Source organism: Alistipes muris, assembly GCF_943193205.1.
Taxonomy (GTDB): Bacteria; Bacteroidota; Bacteroidia; order Bacteroidales; family Rikenellaceae; genus Alistipes; species Alistipes muris.
The window spans coordinates 11,341-27,893 of sequence record NZ_CALPDD010000015.1 but is presented as its reverse complement, the minus strand read 5'-3'; the positions used below and the strand labels follow the sequence as shown (position 1 = coordinate 27,893).

Below are 16,553 nucleotides of genomic sequence, written 5' to 3'. Positions count from 1 at the left end.
AACCGATGATAAGTGAAGAGACTTCGGAACCGGTTGTTTCGATAATCGTTCCGGTTTACAATCTGGAAGCCTACGTCGACCGTTGTCTGGAATCGGTCGCGGGGCAGACGTTCGGCCGTTTCGAGGCCATCGTGGTCGACGACGGTTCGTGCGACGGCTCCTGGGCCGCGATTCAGCGCCACGCCGCTGCCGACGCACGCATCGTGGCGGTTCATAAGGAAAACCAGGGTGTCGCCCGCGCCCGCGAAACGGCGCTTGCCCATGTTCGCGGGCGGTATGTCTGTTTCCTGGACGGCGACGACTGGTGGGAGCCCGACATGCTGGAGCGGATGGTGGCGGCCATCGAGGAGGAGGGAGACTGCGATATGGTATGCTGCGGATATACGCGTGTTTCGCGGACCTACCGGACGGCGGTGCCCGAACGAAACTTAGGTGTAATGGACGGTGATGTTTTTTTGCAAAGCGTTGTCGGACATGAAATTATGCCTGCCCTGTGGTCCAAGATTTATCGGCGGGAGCTGTTCGGCGAATCGCTTTGCCATTATCCCATGCCGATGGGGCAGGACCTTCTCCTCAATTTGCAGATTGGCTGCCGGGTCGCCCGGGTCCGCATAATCGACTATGTAGGTTACAACTATTTGCAGCGGGCCGGGTCGTCGATTCACCGCAACAAGCTGACGTTCGATTACTGCAAGAAGTTTGCGGAGTGCGTGGACGATATTTTCGTGCGGAATGCCGGAGCCGTCACCCCGGAGCAGGCCGAATTCCTGTCATTGGTCAGCGGGGTGAGGTGGTACGTAAGCTATATTTCCAAAAGCAGCAACAGCTGGAGAGGTTCGGACGAATTAGCCAAGAAACTGCACGAGATGGCACCGCGTTATCGGAAAGCCTTGCGGACGATTTTTTCGGGCAAGCAATTGCTGCTTTTCCGGCTCGACCGACGGCGGGCCTTGCGCCCGGCGGTTATCGCCCTTTCAACGGTGTTCCGTTGGGGTGAGAGTATCAAACGCCGTTTGTCGCGCTGATAAAAGGATAACATGAAGACAGAGAAACCGATTTTTCAGATTTTTGCTTCCGCGACATGGGGCGGCGGCGAACAGTTCATAGCCGATCTTTCTCGGCGGCTGACGGCCGACGGCTACAAGGTGGTGCTGATTGCCCGCTCGGGGCAGGTCATCCGTGAACGCACGGCCGACGTGCCGGTTCCGTTCTATCGCCTGCCGCTCAAGGGGATACCCGATTTGTTTTCGGCGGTGGCGCTTGCCTGGCTGATGTTGCGTCATCGTCCGGCAACGGTCCATGTGCACCATTTCAAGGATGCGTTTACGGCGCTCTATGCCCGGGCCCTGGTGCGGGTGTTCGGACTGCGGCCGCGGATTGTGCTGACGCGTCATTTGGTTCGCCGGGCCAAATGCGATTGGCTGCACCGTTGGCTGTACCGCCGTTTGGACCGGGTGGCGTTCGTTTCGGAACGGGCCCGGCAGGAGTTTTTTTCGACCGGTCCGGCGATGGACCGGGAACGGACGACCATTATCCTCAACAGCTCGCCCGAAGGACGCATGGGCGGCGAAGCACCCGATTTGCGGAAAACTTACGGGCTGGCTCCCGACGTTCCGCTGCTGCTGTTTTGCGGACGGCTGGTCGAGGAGAAAGGCTGCGACGTGTTGTTGCGTGCTTGTGCCCGAATGGGGGGAGGAAGAGGCTTCGCGCTGGTTTTCGCCGGGACGACCGACAACGCGGAATATCTTGCGAAGCTCCGTGCCTTGGCGGCGAAGTTGCCGCCGGAGGTCCGGGTCGAATTCATCGGTTTTGTGCCCAATGCGGGAGCGTTGCTTGCGCAGGCCGATATTTCGGTGCTGCCCTCGGTCGTGCCCGAAGCGGGCGGCGGTCTGACGCTCATCGAGTCGATGCAGGCGGGCTGCGCGGTTATCGCTTCCGACAACGGTTCGCAGCCGGAGTATGCGGTGGCGGGCGTTACGGGGCTGCTGGTCCCTCCGGCCGACGAAGCCGCGCTGGCCGCCGCGCTGGCCCGGCTACTGGACGACAAGGCCCTGCGCGATGCGATGGGTGCGGCCGGGCGTCGCCATTTTGAAGAAAATCTTGCCTACGAACATTTTTACTGCAAATATCTTGCTCTCTACCATGACGGACAAACCGCTTAAGATAGCCTACGAGGCCAAACGCATCACCCACAACGCTACGGGTTTGGGTAACTACGGCCGCACCATCGTGGAGATGCTGGCCCGGTCGGCTCCGCAGAACCGCTATTTGCTCTATACGCCCGACCTCGGGCGGGAAGCCCTGCGCAAACGATTGCCGGAGTGCGAACAGATTGAATTCCGCCTGCCCCGGACCCCGAAACACGGGTTGGCGAAAGCGTGGTGGCGCAGCGCGGGGGTCTGCCGTGAACTTCCGGCCGACGTATCGTTGTTCCACGGGTTGGGGGCGGAGCTGCCGTGGGGGCTGCGCAAGCGGGGCATCCCGTCGGTAGTGACGATTCACGACCTGATATTCCTGCGTTTTCCGGCCTATTACAAGTGGTTCGACCGCCGGATTTATACGTGGAAATACCGTGCGGCTTGTCGGCAGGCCGACCGCATCATTGCCATCAGCGAAGCGACCAAACGCGACATCGTCGATTTTTTCGGCATTGCGCCCGAGAAAATCGACGTGGTTTACCAAGGCTGCGACGAGAGTTTCAAGCGCGAGGTGACGGACGAAACCAAACGGGCGGTGCGTGCGCAATACGGGCTGCCCGAGCGGTATGTGCTGAGCGTGGGGAGTATCGAAGAACGTAAGAACCTGCTGCTGCTTGTGCAGGCGGCGGCCCGGATGACGGAGCCGATTCATATCGTGGCGGTCGGGAAACGGACCCCCTACACGGCTGAAGTAGAGAAATTTGCGGCGGAAAACGGTCTTGCGGAGCGGCTCCACATCTATCACGACGTCAAATTCGCCGACCTCCCGGCGTTCTACCGGATGGCCGAAGTGTTCGTCTATCCTTCGCGCTTCGAGGGGTTCGGCATTCCGATGATCGAAGCGGCGTGCTGCGGCGTGCCGACCGTCGGGGCGACGGGTTCGTGTCTGGAAGAAGCGGGCGGGCCCGATGAGGCCTATGTCGACCCGGACGACCCGCAGGAGCTGGCCGACAAGCTGACGGAGATTCTTGCGGACGAAGAACTGCGCCGCCGGATGACGGAGCGGGGCCGCGCCTACGTAGCCCGGTTCGAGCCCGAAAAGCTGGTCGCCGACCTGCTGGCGGTCTATGAAAAAACTGTCGACTCAAAAAAAGGACTATGAAACTAACAGCAATACCCGGAAAAATCTGCCGCGAAGCGGTCAACGCCTACGAATCGTTGGGACGCCTGGTGATGCGGCCCCTGTTTGCCTCGTGCGGGAAGAATTTGGTTTTCTTTCCGGTGCGTTCCCATTTCAGCTACAAACGTATTACGGTCGGCGACCATGTATACATAGGTCCCCGGGCTTTCATGCTGGCGCATCTGAGCAATATACGTATCGGCAGCAACACGGCCATCGGGCCGAATGTCACCATCATCGGCGGGGACCACCGCTACGACCACGTCGGGCGGACCATAAACGGATTTCCTCCTCCCGAAAAGTTACCGGAAAATGACCGCGACGTGGAAATCGGCGACGATGTCTGGATTGGATGCAACGTAACGATTCTTAAGGGAGTGACTATCGCGCGCGGTACGGTCGTGGCTGCCGGGGCGGTGGTTACAAAGAATTTTCCGCCCTATTCGATTCTTGGCGGAGTACCGGCCAAGGTTATCGGGCGCCGGTTCACGGATGAACAGATAGCGCAGCACGAAGCGGAAGCGTATAAAACTAACACTCTGTAAAACAATATATTGAAACGTTTTAGCCAGGGCGTGAAGATTGTCTATATTAAATTTTCTGAAAAAAATCGCAAAAAAATTTAATAAAAACTTGCGCGGTTCGATTTTTCGCCTTATCTTTGCAGTGAAGTTTTAAGGTTCATTTAGGTTAGTAGTTTTAGGTTGGTTGAGGAGATCGGCAGGTTGCAGTAGGGAGACTGCTGCTAAGACTTCGAGGGCGGTGCTCGTCCGAGGGGTCGAATACCTCCGATTCACCCTCGTTTTTCGGTGGGGTGGTTCCCGCTGAAAAAAGGTCCGGATCGCAAGATCCCGGACCTTTTTTGTTTGTGCGGCCTTCCGGCCAGCGGAAGCGAGTGTCAGAGCGCCTCCAGCTCCTCGTGCGTAACTTCGACGTCGATTTCGCCGTTGGCGTAGCAGGCGATTTCGTAGGGGTTGTAGTGGAAAATCATCCCCTCGGGCGTGATGCGGAAATTGTCGGTCACCGATATGTAGTCGGGGAAGAAGCCTGCGGCGGAGAGCTCTTCGTCGTTGGCGGCGTTGTAGGTTTGGCAGAGCTTGGTGCGGATCAGCGCCTGCAAGGGCTCCATCTTCTCCTCGCCGAGGAGGTCGGCGGCCGACAGCTCGTAGCCGTCGGCGAGCGAATAGGTGTGGTATTCAGTGGAATACATGCCGTGGGCACCGCCGAGGTAGCTGGACCTGTAAATCATGTAGCAAAGCAGCGTGTCGACGACCGAACCTTCGCTTTCGACCGAAATTTCGTATTCGGCTTTCCGCTCGGGGCGGAGCGATTCGGGCAGCGTCAGCTGTTGGTCGGTCTGCCGGAGCGATTCGGCGATGGCCGCGGCGGCCGGACCCTCGAAGTCTTCCAGCTCGAAGAAATAATTGATGTTGCTCTGTTCGATAGCTTGCAGGGCTTCGGACTTGCGGGCGTTGGCGATGGTCGCGAAACGGTAATCCACCTGACAGTCGTAGGTGGGCCGGACAAGAAGCGTATCGAGTACCGAGGCGGTGAAACGGGGTTTCACGGGACGGTCGGAGCAGGCGGTCGAAGCGGCGACAAGAAGCGCGGCAGCGAGAATGCGGGATGTTTTCATGGGCGCACGATTTTGCGGAACGGTCGTTGCGGGGTTGTTCGGGCTGTGCCGGAGTTCGGTACAGCCGCCCGAACGGGACCGTTCCGAATGTAAATATAGACAAAAAGCGGGGAAAAAGAAACCCGCCGCGAAAAATTTTGTACAATGGGGTGCAAAAATTTTGCAGTTTGCCGAATTCGCGCTATCTTTGCCCCAGCAAAATCATCCGGTGGATTCATCTAAGGGTTAGGATACATGCCTCTCACGCATGACATAGGGGTTCGAATCCCCTATCCACTACCAATCGGGTTCCGGTCTTACGCAAGTTAGGGCCGGAATTTTTGTTTTGGGGAGCCCGGGTGCTGAAAGGGCGGCAGGCAAATAAAAAACGAGGAGAAATCGTTCTCCTCGTTTTTCGTTGTTTTGGGAAACAGGTTTATTTCCCGAAGCCCTTGCCGATGGCCAGGAAGTCATCGGCCTTGAGGGCGGCACCGCCGATCAGACCGCCGTCCACATCTTCCTTGGCGAAGATTTCGGCCGCGTTGGAGGGTTTGCACGAACCGCCGTAGAGGATGGCGCACTCGTCGGCTGCGGCGCCGAACTTGTCGGCCAGCACCTTGCGGATGTAGGCATGGATTTCCTGTGCCTGCTCGGCCGTGGCGGTCTTGCCCGTACCGATGGCCCAGACGGGTTCATAGGCGATGACCAGATTCTTGAACTGCTCGGCCGTGAGGTTGTAGACCACTTCCTCGATTTGTTGCTTCACGACGTCGAAGTGCTTGCCGGCCTCGCGTTCGTCGAGGTTCTCGCCCACGCAATAGATGGGGGTCAGCCCGTTGGCGTAGACCTGCGTCATCTTCTTGTTGAGGGTTTCGGAGGTCTCGCCGTAGTATTGGCGGCGCTCCGAGTGGCCCAGGATCACATACTTGCAGCCCAGCGCTGCAATCATTGAGGCTGCCACTTCGCCCGTGTAGGCGCCTTTTTCCTCGGCGGCGCAGTTCTGCGCGCCCAGCGCGATGTCCGAGCCCTTGAGTGCTTCGGCTACCGTCGACAGGTGGGTGAACGGCGGGCAGACGATGAAGTCCACGCACTTGCACACTTCGCCGCGGCCTGCGGCGACCCCTTTGGCCAGTTCCACGCCCTCGGCCGGAAGCGTGTTCATCTTCCAGTTGCCGGCTACGATTTTCTTTCTCATGTTCGGTTTGTTTTTATAGATTATGTTGTATACGATTGCAGTCAATAGCACCCATGCGAGCAGGAGGAGCAGTTTCAGCATGAACCGTTTGCCGGGATGCCCCGCATCGTCCGTGAGCGGAAAGATCAGCCCCGCGAGAAGGGGTACGGCATAGGTCCATAACAGCATTCGGTTCCGGTGCTTCGGTGTCATTCGGGGCAGCACCCGCCGCAACGACAGCCACCAGACGAAAATCAGGAGAGCCGCAGCGAGCGCCATCCACACCGTGCCAAGCGTCGCACCGTTGATTGTGGACATAGGCTATTCCTCGCACCACTTTTTGACCTCCTCCATCGAGGGGGCTTTCAGACCGAGCTTGTTCTTCTTGTTGAACCCGCAGAGGTCGTTGAAGAACTTGCCCGCCGAGAGCTTGCGGAGCGAATCGACCGTCAGATAACCCATCTTCTGGATGACGGGCACCCATTCCTCGGGCACGCCGATTTCGATGTACTTCTCGGCCGGGTCGCTGACGGCTTTCTTTTCGGGACGCATCTGCGGGAAGAACAGCACGTCCTGGATGGAGGTCTGCCCCGTCATGAACATCGTCAGGCGGTCGATGCCGATACCCATGCCCGAGCACGAGGGCATGCCGTATTCGAGCGCACGGACGAAATCCGTGTCGATGAACATCGCTTCGTCGTCGCCCTTTTCCGAGAGGCGCAGCTGTTCCTGGAAGCGTTCGAGCTGGTCGATGGGGTCGTTCAGCTCGGAGTAGGCGTTGCAGAGTTCCTTGCCGTTGACGAACAGCTCGAAGCGTTCGGTCAGGTCGGGATTTTCGCGGTGGCGCTTGCAGAGGGGCGACATTTCGATGGGGTAGTCGGTCACGAACGTAGGCTGGATGAGTTCCTCCTCGCAGTATTGCCCGAAAATGGCGTCGATGAGCTTGCCTTTGCCCATCGTGTCGTCGATTTCGACGTTGAGCCGCTTGCAGGCTTCGCGCAGCTGTTCTTCGCTTTGGCCCGTGATGTCGTAGCCCGTCTTTTCGCGGATGAGGTCGGTCATCGTCACACGGCGGAACGGCGCCTTGAACGACACGGCCTTGCCGTCGATGGTCAGTTCCGTGGTCCCGTTGGTGGCCATAGCCACCCGTTCGAGCATCTGTTCGGTGAATTCCATCATCCACAGATAGTCCTTGTAGGCCACATAAATCTCCATGCACGTGAATTCGGGGTTGTGCGTGCGGTCCATGCCTTCGTTGCGGAAGTTCTTGCCGAATTCGTAGACGCCGTCGAAGCCCCCGACAATCAGTTTCTTAAGGTAGAGTTCGGTGGCGATGCGCAGGTAGAGGTCGATGTCCAGCGAGTTGTGGTGCGTGATGAACGGCCGGGCTGAAGCGCCGCCCGGAATGGGCTGGAGAATGGGGGTCTCGACTTCGATGTAGCCGCGTTCGTTGAAGAAGTCGCGCATCGTGGCCATGATTTTGGCCCGCTTGACGAACGTCTCCTTGACCTGCGGATTGACAATCAGGTCGAGGTAGCGTTGGCGGTAGCGGATTTCGGGGTCGGTGAAGGCGTCGAACGTCTTGCCGTCCTTTTCCTTGACCACCGGAAGCGGCCGCACCGACTTCGACAGCACGGTGAACTTGCGGCAGTGGACCGACAGCTCGCCCGTGTTGGTGTGGAACGCGAAGCCCTCTACGCCGATGAAGTCGCCGATGTCGAGCAGTTTCTTGAAGACCGTGTTGTAGAGCGTCGGGTCGCCCTCGGGGCAGATGTCGTCGCGGCGGATGTAGACCTGGATGCGGCCCGTGTGGTCCTGGAGCTCGAAGAACGACGCGCTGCCCATGATGCGGCGCGACATGATGCGTCCGGCGATGCGGACCTCCTGGAAATTGCCCTTGGCAGGGTCGAAGCCCTCGGCGATTTCATGGGTCGTAGCCGTCACCTCGTAACGGGCGGCGGGGTAGGGTTCGATGCCCAACTCGCGCAGCGCGGCGAGCGACTGCCGCCGGAGCTGTTCCTGTTCACTGAGTTCGATGGTCATGTGTATGTCGTTTTTATGTTGTCGGTTTATCCGTGCAAAAGTAATGAAAAAAGGCGAATATTAAGTTGTGAATCCGTATATTTGCAACAATCGGCCTCGGGCCGGAACCGAATGAGCGATGAAACGATTGATTGGAGATGCCGGGAAACGACGGAGTTCCCTCCTCCTATGCCGGAGGGGTTTGATAATGGGGCTGATGGCCTTGTGTGCGCTTTCGTGCGGCGATGACGCCGAGAACGGGGAAGAGCCGTTCGCGCAAATCGTGACTGCGTCGTTCGTCTTCGACGAGACGGACCCTGCGGCCAATACGGTGCAGGTGGTGTCGAATACGGCGTGGCAGGTGATCTATACGCCCAGCGACGTCTTTGTCAAGGCGGAGCCTTTTGCGGGTTCGGGCGTCGGGTCGTTCCGAATCGTCCAGATGCCGCAGGGCATCTCTATCCAAGTGAACGTGCGGCCGGTGGCAGGCGGTACGACGGGCGGGCCCATCACGGTGACACGGGCTGCGGGGGAGAATCCCGACCCTGACCCCGACCCGACGCCTGTGCCGGCTTACCGTTTCCCGGAGCTTCCCTCCAACTGGGTGGCGCCGACGGGCAGCACGGCAGCCCTCAAGGACGACCGGGCGTTCTTCACCCATTGGTCCAAGAGCGTGAAATCGAAGAAGACCGTGCGCAACTACTCCTATTGCTACGATACGCGGCGCCACAATCCCGTGTGGGTGGCCTATCCGCTGCATCCGGTCTACCGCGAGGGCGGCACGGGGCGCACCGACCCCGACCCGTGGGCTCCCGATCCGGCGCTCGACGAGAGGTACCAGTCGAAGATATACAAGCACGACGGCGAGGGCGACGGCATCTACGACGGTTACCAGTTCTGGGGCAACACGCTGCTGAAGTCCCTGGGCAAGAAAGGCTATTGGTCGAAAGGCCACCTTTGCATGTCGAGCGAGCGCGGCGGCAAAGATGCGGCGCTCAACATACAGACCTTCCACCCGACCAACATAGCGCCGCAGTCGAGTGCCGCGGCTTCCGACTTCGCGACGGTGTGGAGCTACGTGGAGACCCTGTTTTCGGGGACGAACGACTACAAGAACACCGACTTCACGGCCGACGACGGGTCGCAGAACATCAACATCGTCGCTGACACGCTGTTCCTTGTGGCGGGCTGCTACTACGAGCACGACGACTGGGCCGATTACGATGCGTCGAACTACAACAAGAAGCCGACAACCAGCAGCCTGTCGAAAATGTGCATCATGCCGACGCACCAGTTCAAGATGGCGCTGCGCACCAAGAAAGGCAACACGGGCAAGCGCATCGCCGACTGCACGGCCGACGAGTTGCAGGCCATCGGGTTCTGGATCGAGGCGTTCCCCACGCTTTCGGGCACGAGCGCCACGGCCGAATTGAACCGGAGGGTCGTTCCGGTGTCGTTCATCGAGGAGAAGATGGGCATCGAATTCTTCCCGGACGTGCCGGCTTCGGTCAAGGCAAGCTACAACTCGGCCGACTGGGGATTCTGACGGCCGACGCCGTATGAAAAAGCCGCTCCGTGGTGTCGGGGCGGCTTTTTTGTGTCGGGCCTGCGGTTTACGGGGCGGGTTCAGCGGCAGTTTCTGCGGTGGGTTCAACGGCGTGTTCAGCGGCAGTTTCTGCGGTCGGCAAAGTATCGGGCGAAGCGTCGGAAAATCCGCCAGGCGCCCCACCCGAGGAGCCCGCCGACGAGCGCCCCCCACACCAAGTCCATCGGGAAGTGCTTGGCCAGATAGATGCGCGAGTAGCAGATAAGCAGCGTGCAGGCGGTCATGAGCCATGCGAACCAGCGGCGGCGGATAACGCTGACCGAGAGTACGGCAAGGGCCACGATGGTGGCGGCGTGGGCCGATACGGTGCCGTAATGACCGCTCACGGCTCCGGCCGGAACGTGCACCGCCCAGTCGCCGGGCATGGCGGCGCGGCGGATAGCCACGAGCGAATCGGGTGCGACGGCCAGCCCTTCGAGTTCGGGGGTGAACATGGGCCGCCAGCGCGGCTGGAAGTCGGGCAGCAGCCCGCCCAGCACTCCGTTGTGCTTGAAGATGCCCGAAACCATGTCGGAAAGGGCGATGGCCGCCGACATCAGCACGATGAATATCAGCAGGCTGCGCCACCCGTAGCGGCGCCATACGAGCCACATGATCAGGCCGTAGAGCGGCAGCCACAGCAGCGTGCTCGAAACGGCGAGCATGATGCGGTCCATGACCGGACCGCCGTCGAAGTTGAGCGCCAGGAAAAGGCCGTGGTCGAAGTCGTACACTTTAAGCGGGAATTAATGGTTAATAATGAATAGTGAATAATTTCGGCAGACACTATTCACTATTAAATATTCATTGTTCAGAACTGGAAATAGATGAACGGCTGTATGTCGCTCGACTTGATTTGCATGACGCACCAGATCATCGCGGCGACGAGCAGCACCTGCATGGGCAGCGGCGACCGGGCGACGGTGTGCCGGGCGAGGGTGTCGGCCCTGCTCGGCAGGAAGTGCAGCGCGTATCCGGCGGCGATAAGGGCGAAGACCGCCGTGTAGCCGGCCACCACCTGCGGGATGACCGGGGCGTTGAAGTTGCGGACGATTTGGTGGAGCATCAGGGTGACGGTCTGCATGGATTCGGCGCGGAACAGCAGCCAGCTGAAGCATACTATGTTGAACGTCAGCAAGATGCCCAGACCGCGCCATACGGGGTGCATCTCGGCCCCGGTCGCCTTGGCTCCCGGAACGAGCGACATCCACAGCTTGTGGAGCGCCAGCGCCACGCCGTGCAACGCGCCCCAAAGTACGAACCGCAGGGCGGCCCCGTGCCATAGTCCGCCCAATATCATCGTTATCAGCAGATTGGCGTAGGTCCGCGCCCGGCCCTTGCGGTTGCCGCCGAGCGAGATGTAGAGGTAGTCGCGCAGCCACGACGAGAGCGAGATGTGCCACCGCCGCCAGAACTCGGTGATGGTGGCCGACTTGTAGGGGGCGTCGAAGTTCTTGGGAAAGCGGAATCCCAGGAGCAGCGCGATGCCGATGGCCATGTCCGAGTAGCCCGAGAAATCGCAGTAGATTTGCAGGGCGTAGCCGTAGATGCCCATGAGGCACTCGAATCCGGTGTAGAGCAGCGGTTCGTCGAAAACGCGGTCGACGAAGTTGAGCGAAATGAAGTCCGACACGACGGCTTTCTTGAACAGACCGCTCAGAATCAGAAAGATGCCCGTGCCGAACATTTCGCGCGTGACGATGACGGGGTTCTGCCGGATTTGGGGGATGAAGTCGCGGGCGCGGACGATGGGTCCGGCGACCAGCTGCGGGAAGAACGAGAGGTAAAACAGGTAGTCGAGCCAGTTGTTGAGCGGCCACAGCCGTCCGCGGTAGACGTCGATGGTGTAGCTCATCGACTGGAAGACGAAGAACGAAATGCCGACCGGCAGGAAAATGTTCTGAAACTGGAGGAACCCCTGCCCGAAGAGCTGGTTGGAGATTTCGATGAAGAAGTTGGTATACTTGAAATAGGCCAGCATCCCGAGGTTGACGGCCACGCTCAGCGCCACGAGCCAGCGTTTCGTGCGCCGGTCGATGGTGTTGAAGATGGCGCGGGCTATCCAGTAGTCGCTCGCGGCGGCGAAAATCAGCAGCAGGAAGTAGATGCCGCTCGACTTGTAGTAGAAGTAGAGCGAGAAAAGGATGACATAGACGATGCGCGCGGTCGGCCTGCGGTGGAACGCGGCGTAGAGGAGCAGGAATCCGGTGAACAGGAACAGAAACAGTCCGCTGCTGAAAATCAGCGGCGAAGAAGCGTCGTAGGTGAGCAGCGCCCCGAGGCGGGCGGCTATGTCGTCCGTCGCGGGCAGCATCATGGTGCGGAGGGGTCGATGGGCCGGGGGCGGTAGAGTAGCTGCCGCCGGATGCGTTCGTGCTGGAGCGAATCCATCACCGGAACCTCGGGCTGCCGTTGCCGGTGGCTTCGGCGGAGGGTGCAGGCGCGGTGGTTCAGCGCGTCGAAAAGCGCATGGGCTATGCGGGTGCCTCCGGCGTAGTTGATGTGGGTGTAGTCCTTGCCCGCCCAGCCGTTGCGGACGAAGCGTTCCATGCCGCCCAGCGCACGCATGGCGTCGCTCGTGGGCCAGAACGCGGCCTGCGAACGCCTTGCGGCAAGCCGTTGGTACGAAATCATGTGGGGCACGGCGTCCATCCGCTCGAAATCGGTGTCGCTGCGCACCGAGCGGTCGCTGACCCCCATGACCAGAACCGCGGCGCCGGGGAAGCATTCGCGCACGAAGCCCACCATCTTCTCGATTTTGGCGGCGTAGTTCGTATAGTTGTAGACCCCCTGCTGCATGATGTTGAGCCCGTATTGCAGGATGACAAGGTCGTAGTCGAGCATGGCGTCGATCTGGGCGTCGACCGAGGGGTCGGTCCAGAACATGGCCTGCCCGTTGTTGCTGCGGATCGAGTAGTTGTCCACGCTCACCCCCTCGCCCTCCATGACGGCGCCGTAGCCCACGAACCGTTCGTGGCCCCGCACTACGCGGAAGCCCAGCGAGCCGATGCGGGGTGCCGTCACGGCGATTTGCCGGACGGAGGGGTCGCCCGCGATGGCGAATTCCTGCCGCAGCGTGTCGTTGACCGTCACTTCGACGCGACTGCTGTCGGGCGAGAGGAAGAAGATGCGCCCGCAGGTGCAGTCGTCGAGCTTGCGGCGGTAGGCGGTGGGTTCCCAGCGCGTCGAGGCGCCGGGCCCGGCCTGGCACACCCAGCCCGAGACGTAGAATTTCTGGCGCAGGCTCTCGGGGGTCTTCTTGCGCTGCATGATGTTGTAGGCGGTCCAGCCCTTGGACACGGTCTTGACCGTGCGGCGGAAGTAGGTGAGCGGCGATGCCACGGGTGCGAAGCCCGGGCCGCCCCCGCCGAAGGTTTCCTGCATGCGTTCGCGCAGGTCGGCCGTCAGAATGTCGCCCTCGATGAACGAATCGCCCAGCACGGCGATGCGCACGGGGCGCCCGTCGGCGAGCAGTTTGTCGTAGAACGCCCGCATGCCGTCTGTGCGGACCGAATCGTATTCTTCGATGGGGACGATGCGCCGTTCGGGGCACAACACGGTGTCGGGCCTGAAGAGGGGCCGCAGGGTGGTGTCGCGGCCGATGGTCCACTCGAAAAGGGTCTGCACATGGGGCGTGGCCACTTCGGTTTCGATACGTTCGGCCACTTCGGCCATGTCGACATGGAATTCTTCTTCGTCGAAGACCGCCGACGAGGGGGTGTCGGCCGCGCTGTCGTCGAAAGCCACCAAGTCCGAGAGGATGTTGGCACGCCGGAACTTCACGCCGCCCACGCTCTGCGGGGGGATGAAACTCACGGCCACGAGCACTCCGAGGAGCGCCGCGGCCGCAATCCATCCGCTGCGGGTGTAGTTTTCGGGGGCCCGTTCCATCAGCGGCGGCGTCCGAGAATCAGAAAGACGTAGTAGAGTACCGAGGCGATGGCGCTCACGGCCGCAACTAAGTAGGTCCGCGCGGCCCACGAAAGGGCTTCCTTGGCTTGTGCAAGCTGGGCACCCTGCATGGTGCGGCTGCTTTCCAGCCATTCCAGGGCGCGGGCCGAAGCGTTGTATTCGACGGGCAGGGTGACTATCGAAAAGAGGGCCGACATGGCGATGAGTCCCACGCCGATCCAGCAGACAAGTTCGTTGTTGGTCGCCGCCATGATAAGCAGGCCAACGATGATGGTAATCATGGCTGCCTTGGAAGAGAACGTCACCACGGGAACCAGCTGCGAGCGCAGCCGTAGCGGGGCGTAGTCGCGGGCGTGCTGGATGGCGTGGCCGCATTCGTGGGCCGCAACGGCGGCGGCCGCCACGCTGTCGGACGAGTAGACCGATTCGCTGAGGTTGACGGTCATGTTGCGCGGGTCGAAATGGTCGGTCAGGTGGCCCTTGACATGGGTCACGCGCACGTTGTGTATGTTGTTGTCGCGCAGCATCTTCTCGGCCACTTCGGCACCCGTGAGCCCGCCCGGGAAGCGGACCTTGGAGTATTTGGCGAAGACCGACTGGAGCCGCGCCTGCACGATGTATCCGGCGATACCGATGACGATGATGAGCACGAAGATGCCCATCGAGGCCGGGTCGTTGGCGTAACGGTTGACGTAGAGCGCTGCATGGAGCAGTGCGACAAGGGGTTGCATGATCATAAGCTGCGGTTTTTGGGGTGCGTGCCCCGCGACGGCCGTTGCGGCAGGCGGACCCGCGCTGCACAAAAATGCCGTCCGGTGGGGCAAAAATACGAATTTTTATGTTACTTTGCATGGATTTCCCATAAATCGTACCTCACTGTGAATCTCGCCTTTTTCATAGCGCGCCGCACGGCGCGGCCCGCACCCGGAGAGAAGTCCGGGGTCATGGAGCGCATCGCCGTGGTGTCGGTGGCGCTGAGCGTGGGGGTGATGGTTCTGACGCTGGCCGTGATGATGGGTTTCAAGCGCGAGGTCTCGCGCAAGATTACCGGGTTTGCGGCCCATGCGACGCTGACCGATGTCCGGAGCGTGCGGTCGCTGAGCCCGGCTCCCGTGCGGCGGAGCGGCGAGCTCGAAGCGTTGATTCGTTCGGTCGACGGATTCGTTTCGTTGACCCCCTATGCCGTGCGCGGGGGCATCGTCCGCACCGACGACGCGGTCGAGGGGATTTTGCTCAAGGGGGTCGACGGCAGTTACGACTGGCGCACGTTCGGCGAATGGCTCGTCGAGGGCGAATTGCCGCGCGTGGGCGGTTCGGTGCGGACCAAGGATATTCTGCTCTCGCGCAATCTGGCCCGGCGGCTGATGCTGGGGGTGGGCGACCGGGTGGAGATGCTCTTCGTGGAGCACGGCGACATGCCCCGCCGCGACCGCTTCAAGGTGGCCGGAATCTATGCGTCGGGGATGGACGAGATGGACAACACGGTGGTCATGACCGATTTGCGCAACGTCCAGCGGCTCTCCGATTGGGGTCCCGACCTGGTTACGGGCTACGAAATATTTGCCGACGGCCTGGCCGCTTCCGACGATTTCGCGCGGCGGCTCGACCGGGCGCTGTTCTACGACGAGAGCGGTCTCGGCGACAACCTCACCGTGCGGAGCGTCGGGGAGCAGTACGCCAACATCTTCGACTGGCTCAAGGCCCACGACGTCAACGCGGCGGTCATCATCGGCATCATGTTGGCGGTGGCGTTTTTCAACATGACGACGGCGCTGCTTGTCATCGTCATGCAGCGCACGCGGATGATCGGGCTGCTCAAGTCGTTGGGAATGCGCAACGGCCCCTTGCGCCGGATATTTCTGTGCCGGGCCGCTTTCATCGCCCTGCGGGGCATGGCGTGGGGCAACGGCATCGGGCTGGCGCTGTGTCTGTTGCAGCAATGGACCGGGGTGGCGAAGCTCGATGCCGAGGGCTATCTGCTGTCCGAAGTTCCGGTTGCGCTGGGAGGAAGCTGGCTGCTGCTGCTCAACGTCGGTGTGTTGGCGGTCATCGTGGCCCTGCTGATAGTCCCGGCTTCGGCCGTCTCGAAGATAAAACCTATTGAAGCACTCCGCTACGAATGACGGTAAAACCTTATAATACACGTGCTTCCAAGAAGGAAGAGGTGCGCGAAATGTTCGACAGCATCGCTCCGCGCTACGATTTGCTGAACCACACGCTGTCGCTCAACGTCGACCGCTGGTGGCGCCGCCGCGTGGTCGTGGAGGTGCGCCGGGGGGCTCCCGCGCAGATTCTCGACATGGCGACGGGTACGGGCGATCTGGCCATCGAGCTGGCGCGGCATATCCCCGGTGCGCATGTCACGGGCGTCGATTTGTCGGACAGAATGTTGGCCGAAGCCCGCCGCAAGGTAGCGGCGCAGGGACTTGCGGAGCGTATCGAACTGCACCAGGGCGACGCCGAACATCCCACGGCCGAAGCCTGCTACGACGCGGCGACGGTGGCGTTCGGCGTGCGCAACTTCGGCGACCTCCACGCGGGGCTGTGCGGGTTGGCCCGCGCAATAAAACCCGGGGGCAAAGTCGTTATATTGGAGTTCTCGCGGCCGCGCAGCCGGTTGTTCCGGGCGCTGTTCGGGTTCTATTTTTGCAGGATTCTGCCGTGGGTGGGCGGGATGGTCTCCCACGACCGCCGGGCCTACGACTATCTGCCTGCCTCGGTGGGGGAATTCCCCTCGCCCGAAGCGTTCTTGGCGATGATGGGCCGCGCCGGATTCGCCGACTGCCGGGCCCGGAGCCTGAGCGGCGGGATAGCGTATATATATATAGGTGTGCGGCGATGACCCTTTCGGATATGAGTGCTACGCGTAAAATATTTTTCTTGTTGTTGTGCCTTGCGGTGTGCGCGGGGATGACTTCGTGTCGCCG

Annotated in this window: 14 protein-coding genes and 1 tRNA gene; 8 read left to right on the top strand and 7 right to left on the bottom strand. The window is 60.8% G+C overall.

From position 1 onward, the window contains the following. The first annotated feature begins 5 nt into the window (after positions 1–5). The 4 genes from NFR47_RS08315 to NFR47_RS08300 are packed head-to-tail and all read left to right on the top strand — an operon-like array spanning position 6 to position 3,863. On the top strand, positions 6–1,025 hold the full coding sequence (locus NFR47_RS08315; protein ID WP_251215112.1) for a glycosyltransferase family 2 protein: 1,020 nt from the start codon (positions 6–8) through the stop codon (positions 1,023–1,025). A 12-nt stretch (positions 1,026–1,037) separates the two neighbouring features. Next, positions 1,038–2,162: a glycosyltransferase family 4 protein gene (locus NFR47_RS08310; RefSeq protein ID WP_251215111.1), complete on the top strand. Its 1,125-nt coding sequence runs from the start codon at positions 1,038–1,040 to the stop codon at positions 2,160–2,162. Next, entirely contained in the window at positions 2,143–3,300 is a 1,158-nt protein-coding gene (locus tag NFR47_RS08305; RefSeq protein ID WP_251215110.1) for a glycosyltransferase family 4 protein, read from the top strand. The genes NFR47_RS08310 and NFR47_RS08305 overlap by 20 nt, the downstream gene beginning before the upstream one ends. Beyond that, positions 3,297–3,863 carry an acyltransferase gene (locus NFR47_RS08300; protein WP_251215109.1) on the top strand — a complete coding sequence of 189 codons (567 nt, stop codon included), beginning with the start codon at positions 3,297–3,299 and terminating at the stop codon, positions 3,861–3,863. The genes NFR47_RS08305 and NFR47_RS08300 overlap by 4 nt, the downstream gene beginning before the upstream one ends. A 353-nt stretch (positions 3,864–4,216) precedes the next feature. Here the strand turns inward: NFR47_RS08300 and NFR47_RS08295 are convergent, their stop codons facing one another. Then, positions 4,217–4,954, bottom strand: a complete 738-nt coding sequence (locus NFR47_RS08295; RefSeq protein ID WP_251215108.1) for an RsiV family protein — start codon at positions 4,952–4,954, stop codon at positions 4,217–4,219. Positions 4,955–5,161: 207 nt separating this feature from the next. Between NFR47_RS08295 and NFR47_RS08290 the strand changes: the two genes are divergently transcribed. Further along, positions 5,162–5,236 (top strand) — tRNA-Glu (locus tag NFR47_RS08290). A 133-nt stretch (positions 5,237–5,369) separates the two neighbouring features. Here NFR47_RS08290 and tpiA read toward each other — a convergent pair. Beyond that, positions 5,370–6,128 (bottom strand): triose-phosphate isomerase, encoded by a 759-nt coding sequence (gene tpiA, locus NFR47_RS08285; protein ID WP_251215124.1) that lies wholly within the window; start codon positions 6,126–6,128, stop codon positions 5,370–5,372. 300 nt (positions 6,129–6,428) lie between these two features. After that, the gene (gene lysS / locus NFR47_RS08280; protein ID WP_251215107.1) at positions 6,429–8,150 is read right to left on the bottom strand and encodes a lysine--tRNA ligase; all 1,722 of its coding nucleotides are present in this window, start codon (positions 8,148–8,150) and stop codon (positions 6,429–6,431) included. 187 nt (positions 8,151–8,337) lie between these two features. On the opposite strand from lysS, the gene NFR47_RS08275 reads away from it, so the two are divergent. Beyond that, positions 8,338–9,675 (top strand): DNA/RNA non-specific endonuclease, encoded by a 1,338-nt coding sequence (locus NFR47_RS08275; protein WP_251215123.1) that lies wholly within the window; start codon positions 8,338–8,340, stop codon positions 9,673–9,675. Positions 9,676–9,791: 116 nt separating this feature from the next. Here the strand turns inward: NFR47_RS08275 and NFR47_RS08270 are convergent, their stop codons facing one another. The 4 genes from NFR47_RS08270 to NFR47_RS08255 all read right to left on the bottom strand — a co-directional run bounded on the left by NFR47_RS08270 (position 9,792) and on the right by NFR47_RS08255 (position 14,288). Continuing rightward, entirely contained in the window at positions 9,792–10,448 is a 657-nt protein-coding gene (locus tag NFR47_RS08270; RefSeq protein ID WP_251215106.1) for a phosphatase PAP2 family protein, read from the bottom strand. 77 nt (positions 10,449–10,525) lie between these two features. Continuing rightward, positions 10,526–12,031, bottom strand: a complete 1,506-nt coding sequence (locus NFR47_RS08265) for an MBOAT family O-acyltransferase (protein ID WP_251215105.1) — start codon at positions 12,029–12,031, stop codon at positions 10,526–10,528. Continuing rightward, on the bottom strand, positions 12,028–13,605 hold the full coding sequence (locus NFR47_RS08260) for an SGNH/GDSL hydrolase family protein (protein WP_251215104.1): 1,578 nt from the start codon (positions 13,603–13,605) through the stop codon (positions 12,028–12,030). The genes NFR47_RS08265 and NFR47_RS08260 overlap by 4 nt, the downstream gene beginning before the upstream one ends. Beyond that, a complete protein-coding gene (locus NFR47_RS08255; protein WP_251215122.1) occupies positions 13,605–14,288 on the bottom strand; it encodes a zinc metallopeptidase in 684 nt (227 codons plus the stop codon). Before NFR47_RS08255 ends, NFR47_RS08260 begins: the two co-directional genes overlap by 1 nt. A 216-nt stretch (positions 14,289–14,504) precedes the next feature. Between NFR47_RS08255 and NFR47_RS08250 the strand changes: the two genes are divergently transcribed. Together NFR47_RS08250 and ubiE are read left to right on the top strand one after the other, a co-directional pair. Next, positions 14,505–15,749, top strand: coding sequence for an ABC transporter permease (locus tag NFR47_RS08250; RefSeq protein ID WP_251215103.1), 1,245 nt, complete (start codon positions 14,505–14,507; stop codon positions 15,747–15,749). Further along, positions 15,746–16,468, top strand: coding sequence for a bifunctional demethylmenaquinone methyltransferase/2-methoxy-6-polyprenyl-1,4-benzoquinol methylase UbiE (gene ubiE / locus NFR47_RS08245; RefSeq protein WP_251215102.1), 723 nt, complete (start codon positions 15,746–15,748; stop codon positions 16,466–16,468). The genes NFR47_RS08250 and ubiE overlap by 4 nt, the downstream gene beginning before the upstream one ends. Positions 16,469–16,553: the final 85 nt, after the last annotated feature.

Coding starts and splice junctions, on each gene's coding strand:
- NFR47_RS08315 (WP_251215112.1), top strand. CDS start 6: ATGATAAGTGAAGAGACTTCGGAACCGGTTGTTTCGATAATCGTTCCG.
- NFR47_RS08310 (WP_251215111.1), top strand. CDS start 1,038: ATGAAGACAGAGAAACCGATTTTTCAGATTTTTGCTTCCGCGACATGG.
- NFR47_RS08305 (WP_251215110.1), top strand. CDS start 2,143: ATGACGGACAAACCGCTTAAGATAGCCTACGAGGCCAAACGCATCACC.
- NFR47_RS08300 (WP_251215109.1), top strand. CDS start 3,297: ATGAAACTAACAGCAATACCCGGAAAAATCTGCCGCGAAGCGGTCAAC.
- NFR47_RS08295 (WP_251215108.1), bottom strand. CDS start 4,954: ATGAAAACATCCCGCATTCTCGCTGCCGCGCTTCTTGTCGCCGCTTCG.
- tpiA (WP_251215124.1), bottom strand. CDS start 6,128: ATGAGAAAGAAAATCGTAGCCGGCAACTGGAAGATGAACACGCTTCCG.
- lysS (WP_251215107.1), bottom strand. CDS start 8,150: ATGACCATCGAACTCAGTGAACAGGAACAGCTCCGGCGGCAGTCGCTC.
- NFR47_RS08275 (WP_251215123.1), top strand. CDS start 8,338: ATGGGGCTGATGGCCTTGTGTGCGCTTTCGTGCGGCGATGACGCCGAG.
- NFR47_RS08265 (WP_251215105.1), bottom strand. CDS start 12,031: ATGATGCTGCCCGCGACGGACGACATAGCCGCCCGCCTCGGGGCGCTG.
- NFR47_RS08260 (WP_251215104.1), bottom strand. CDS start 13,605: ATGGAACGGGCCCCCGAAAACTACACCCGCAGCGGATGGATTGCGGCC.
- NFR47_RS08255 (WP_251215122.1), bottom strand. CDS start 14,288: ATGGGCATCTTCGTGCTCATCATCGTCATCGGTATCGCCGGATACATC.
- ubiE (WP_251215102.1), top strand. CDS start 15,746: ATGACGGTAAAACCTTATAATACACGTGCTTCCAAGAAGGAAGAGGTG.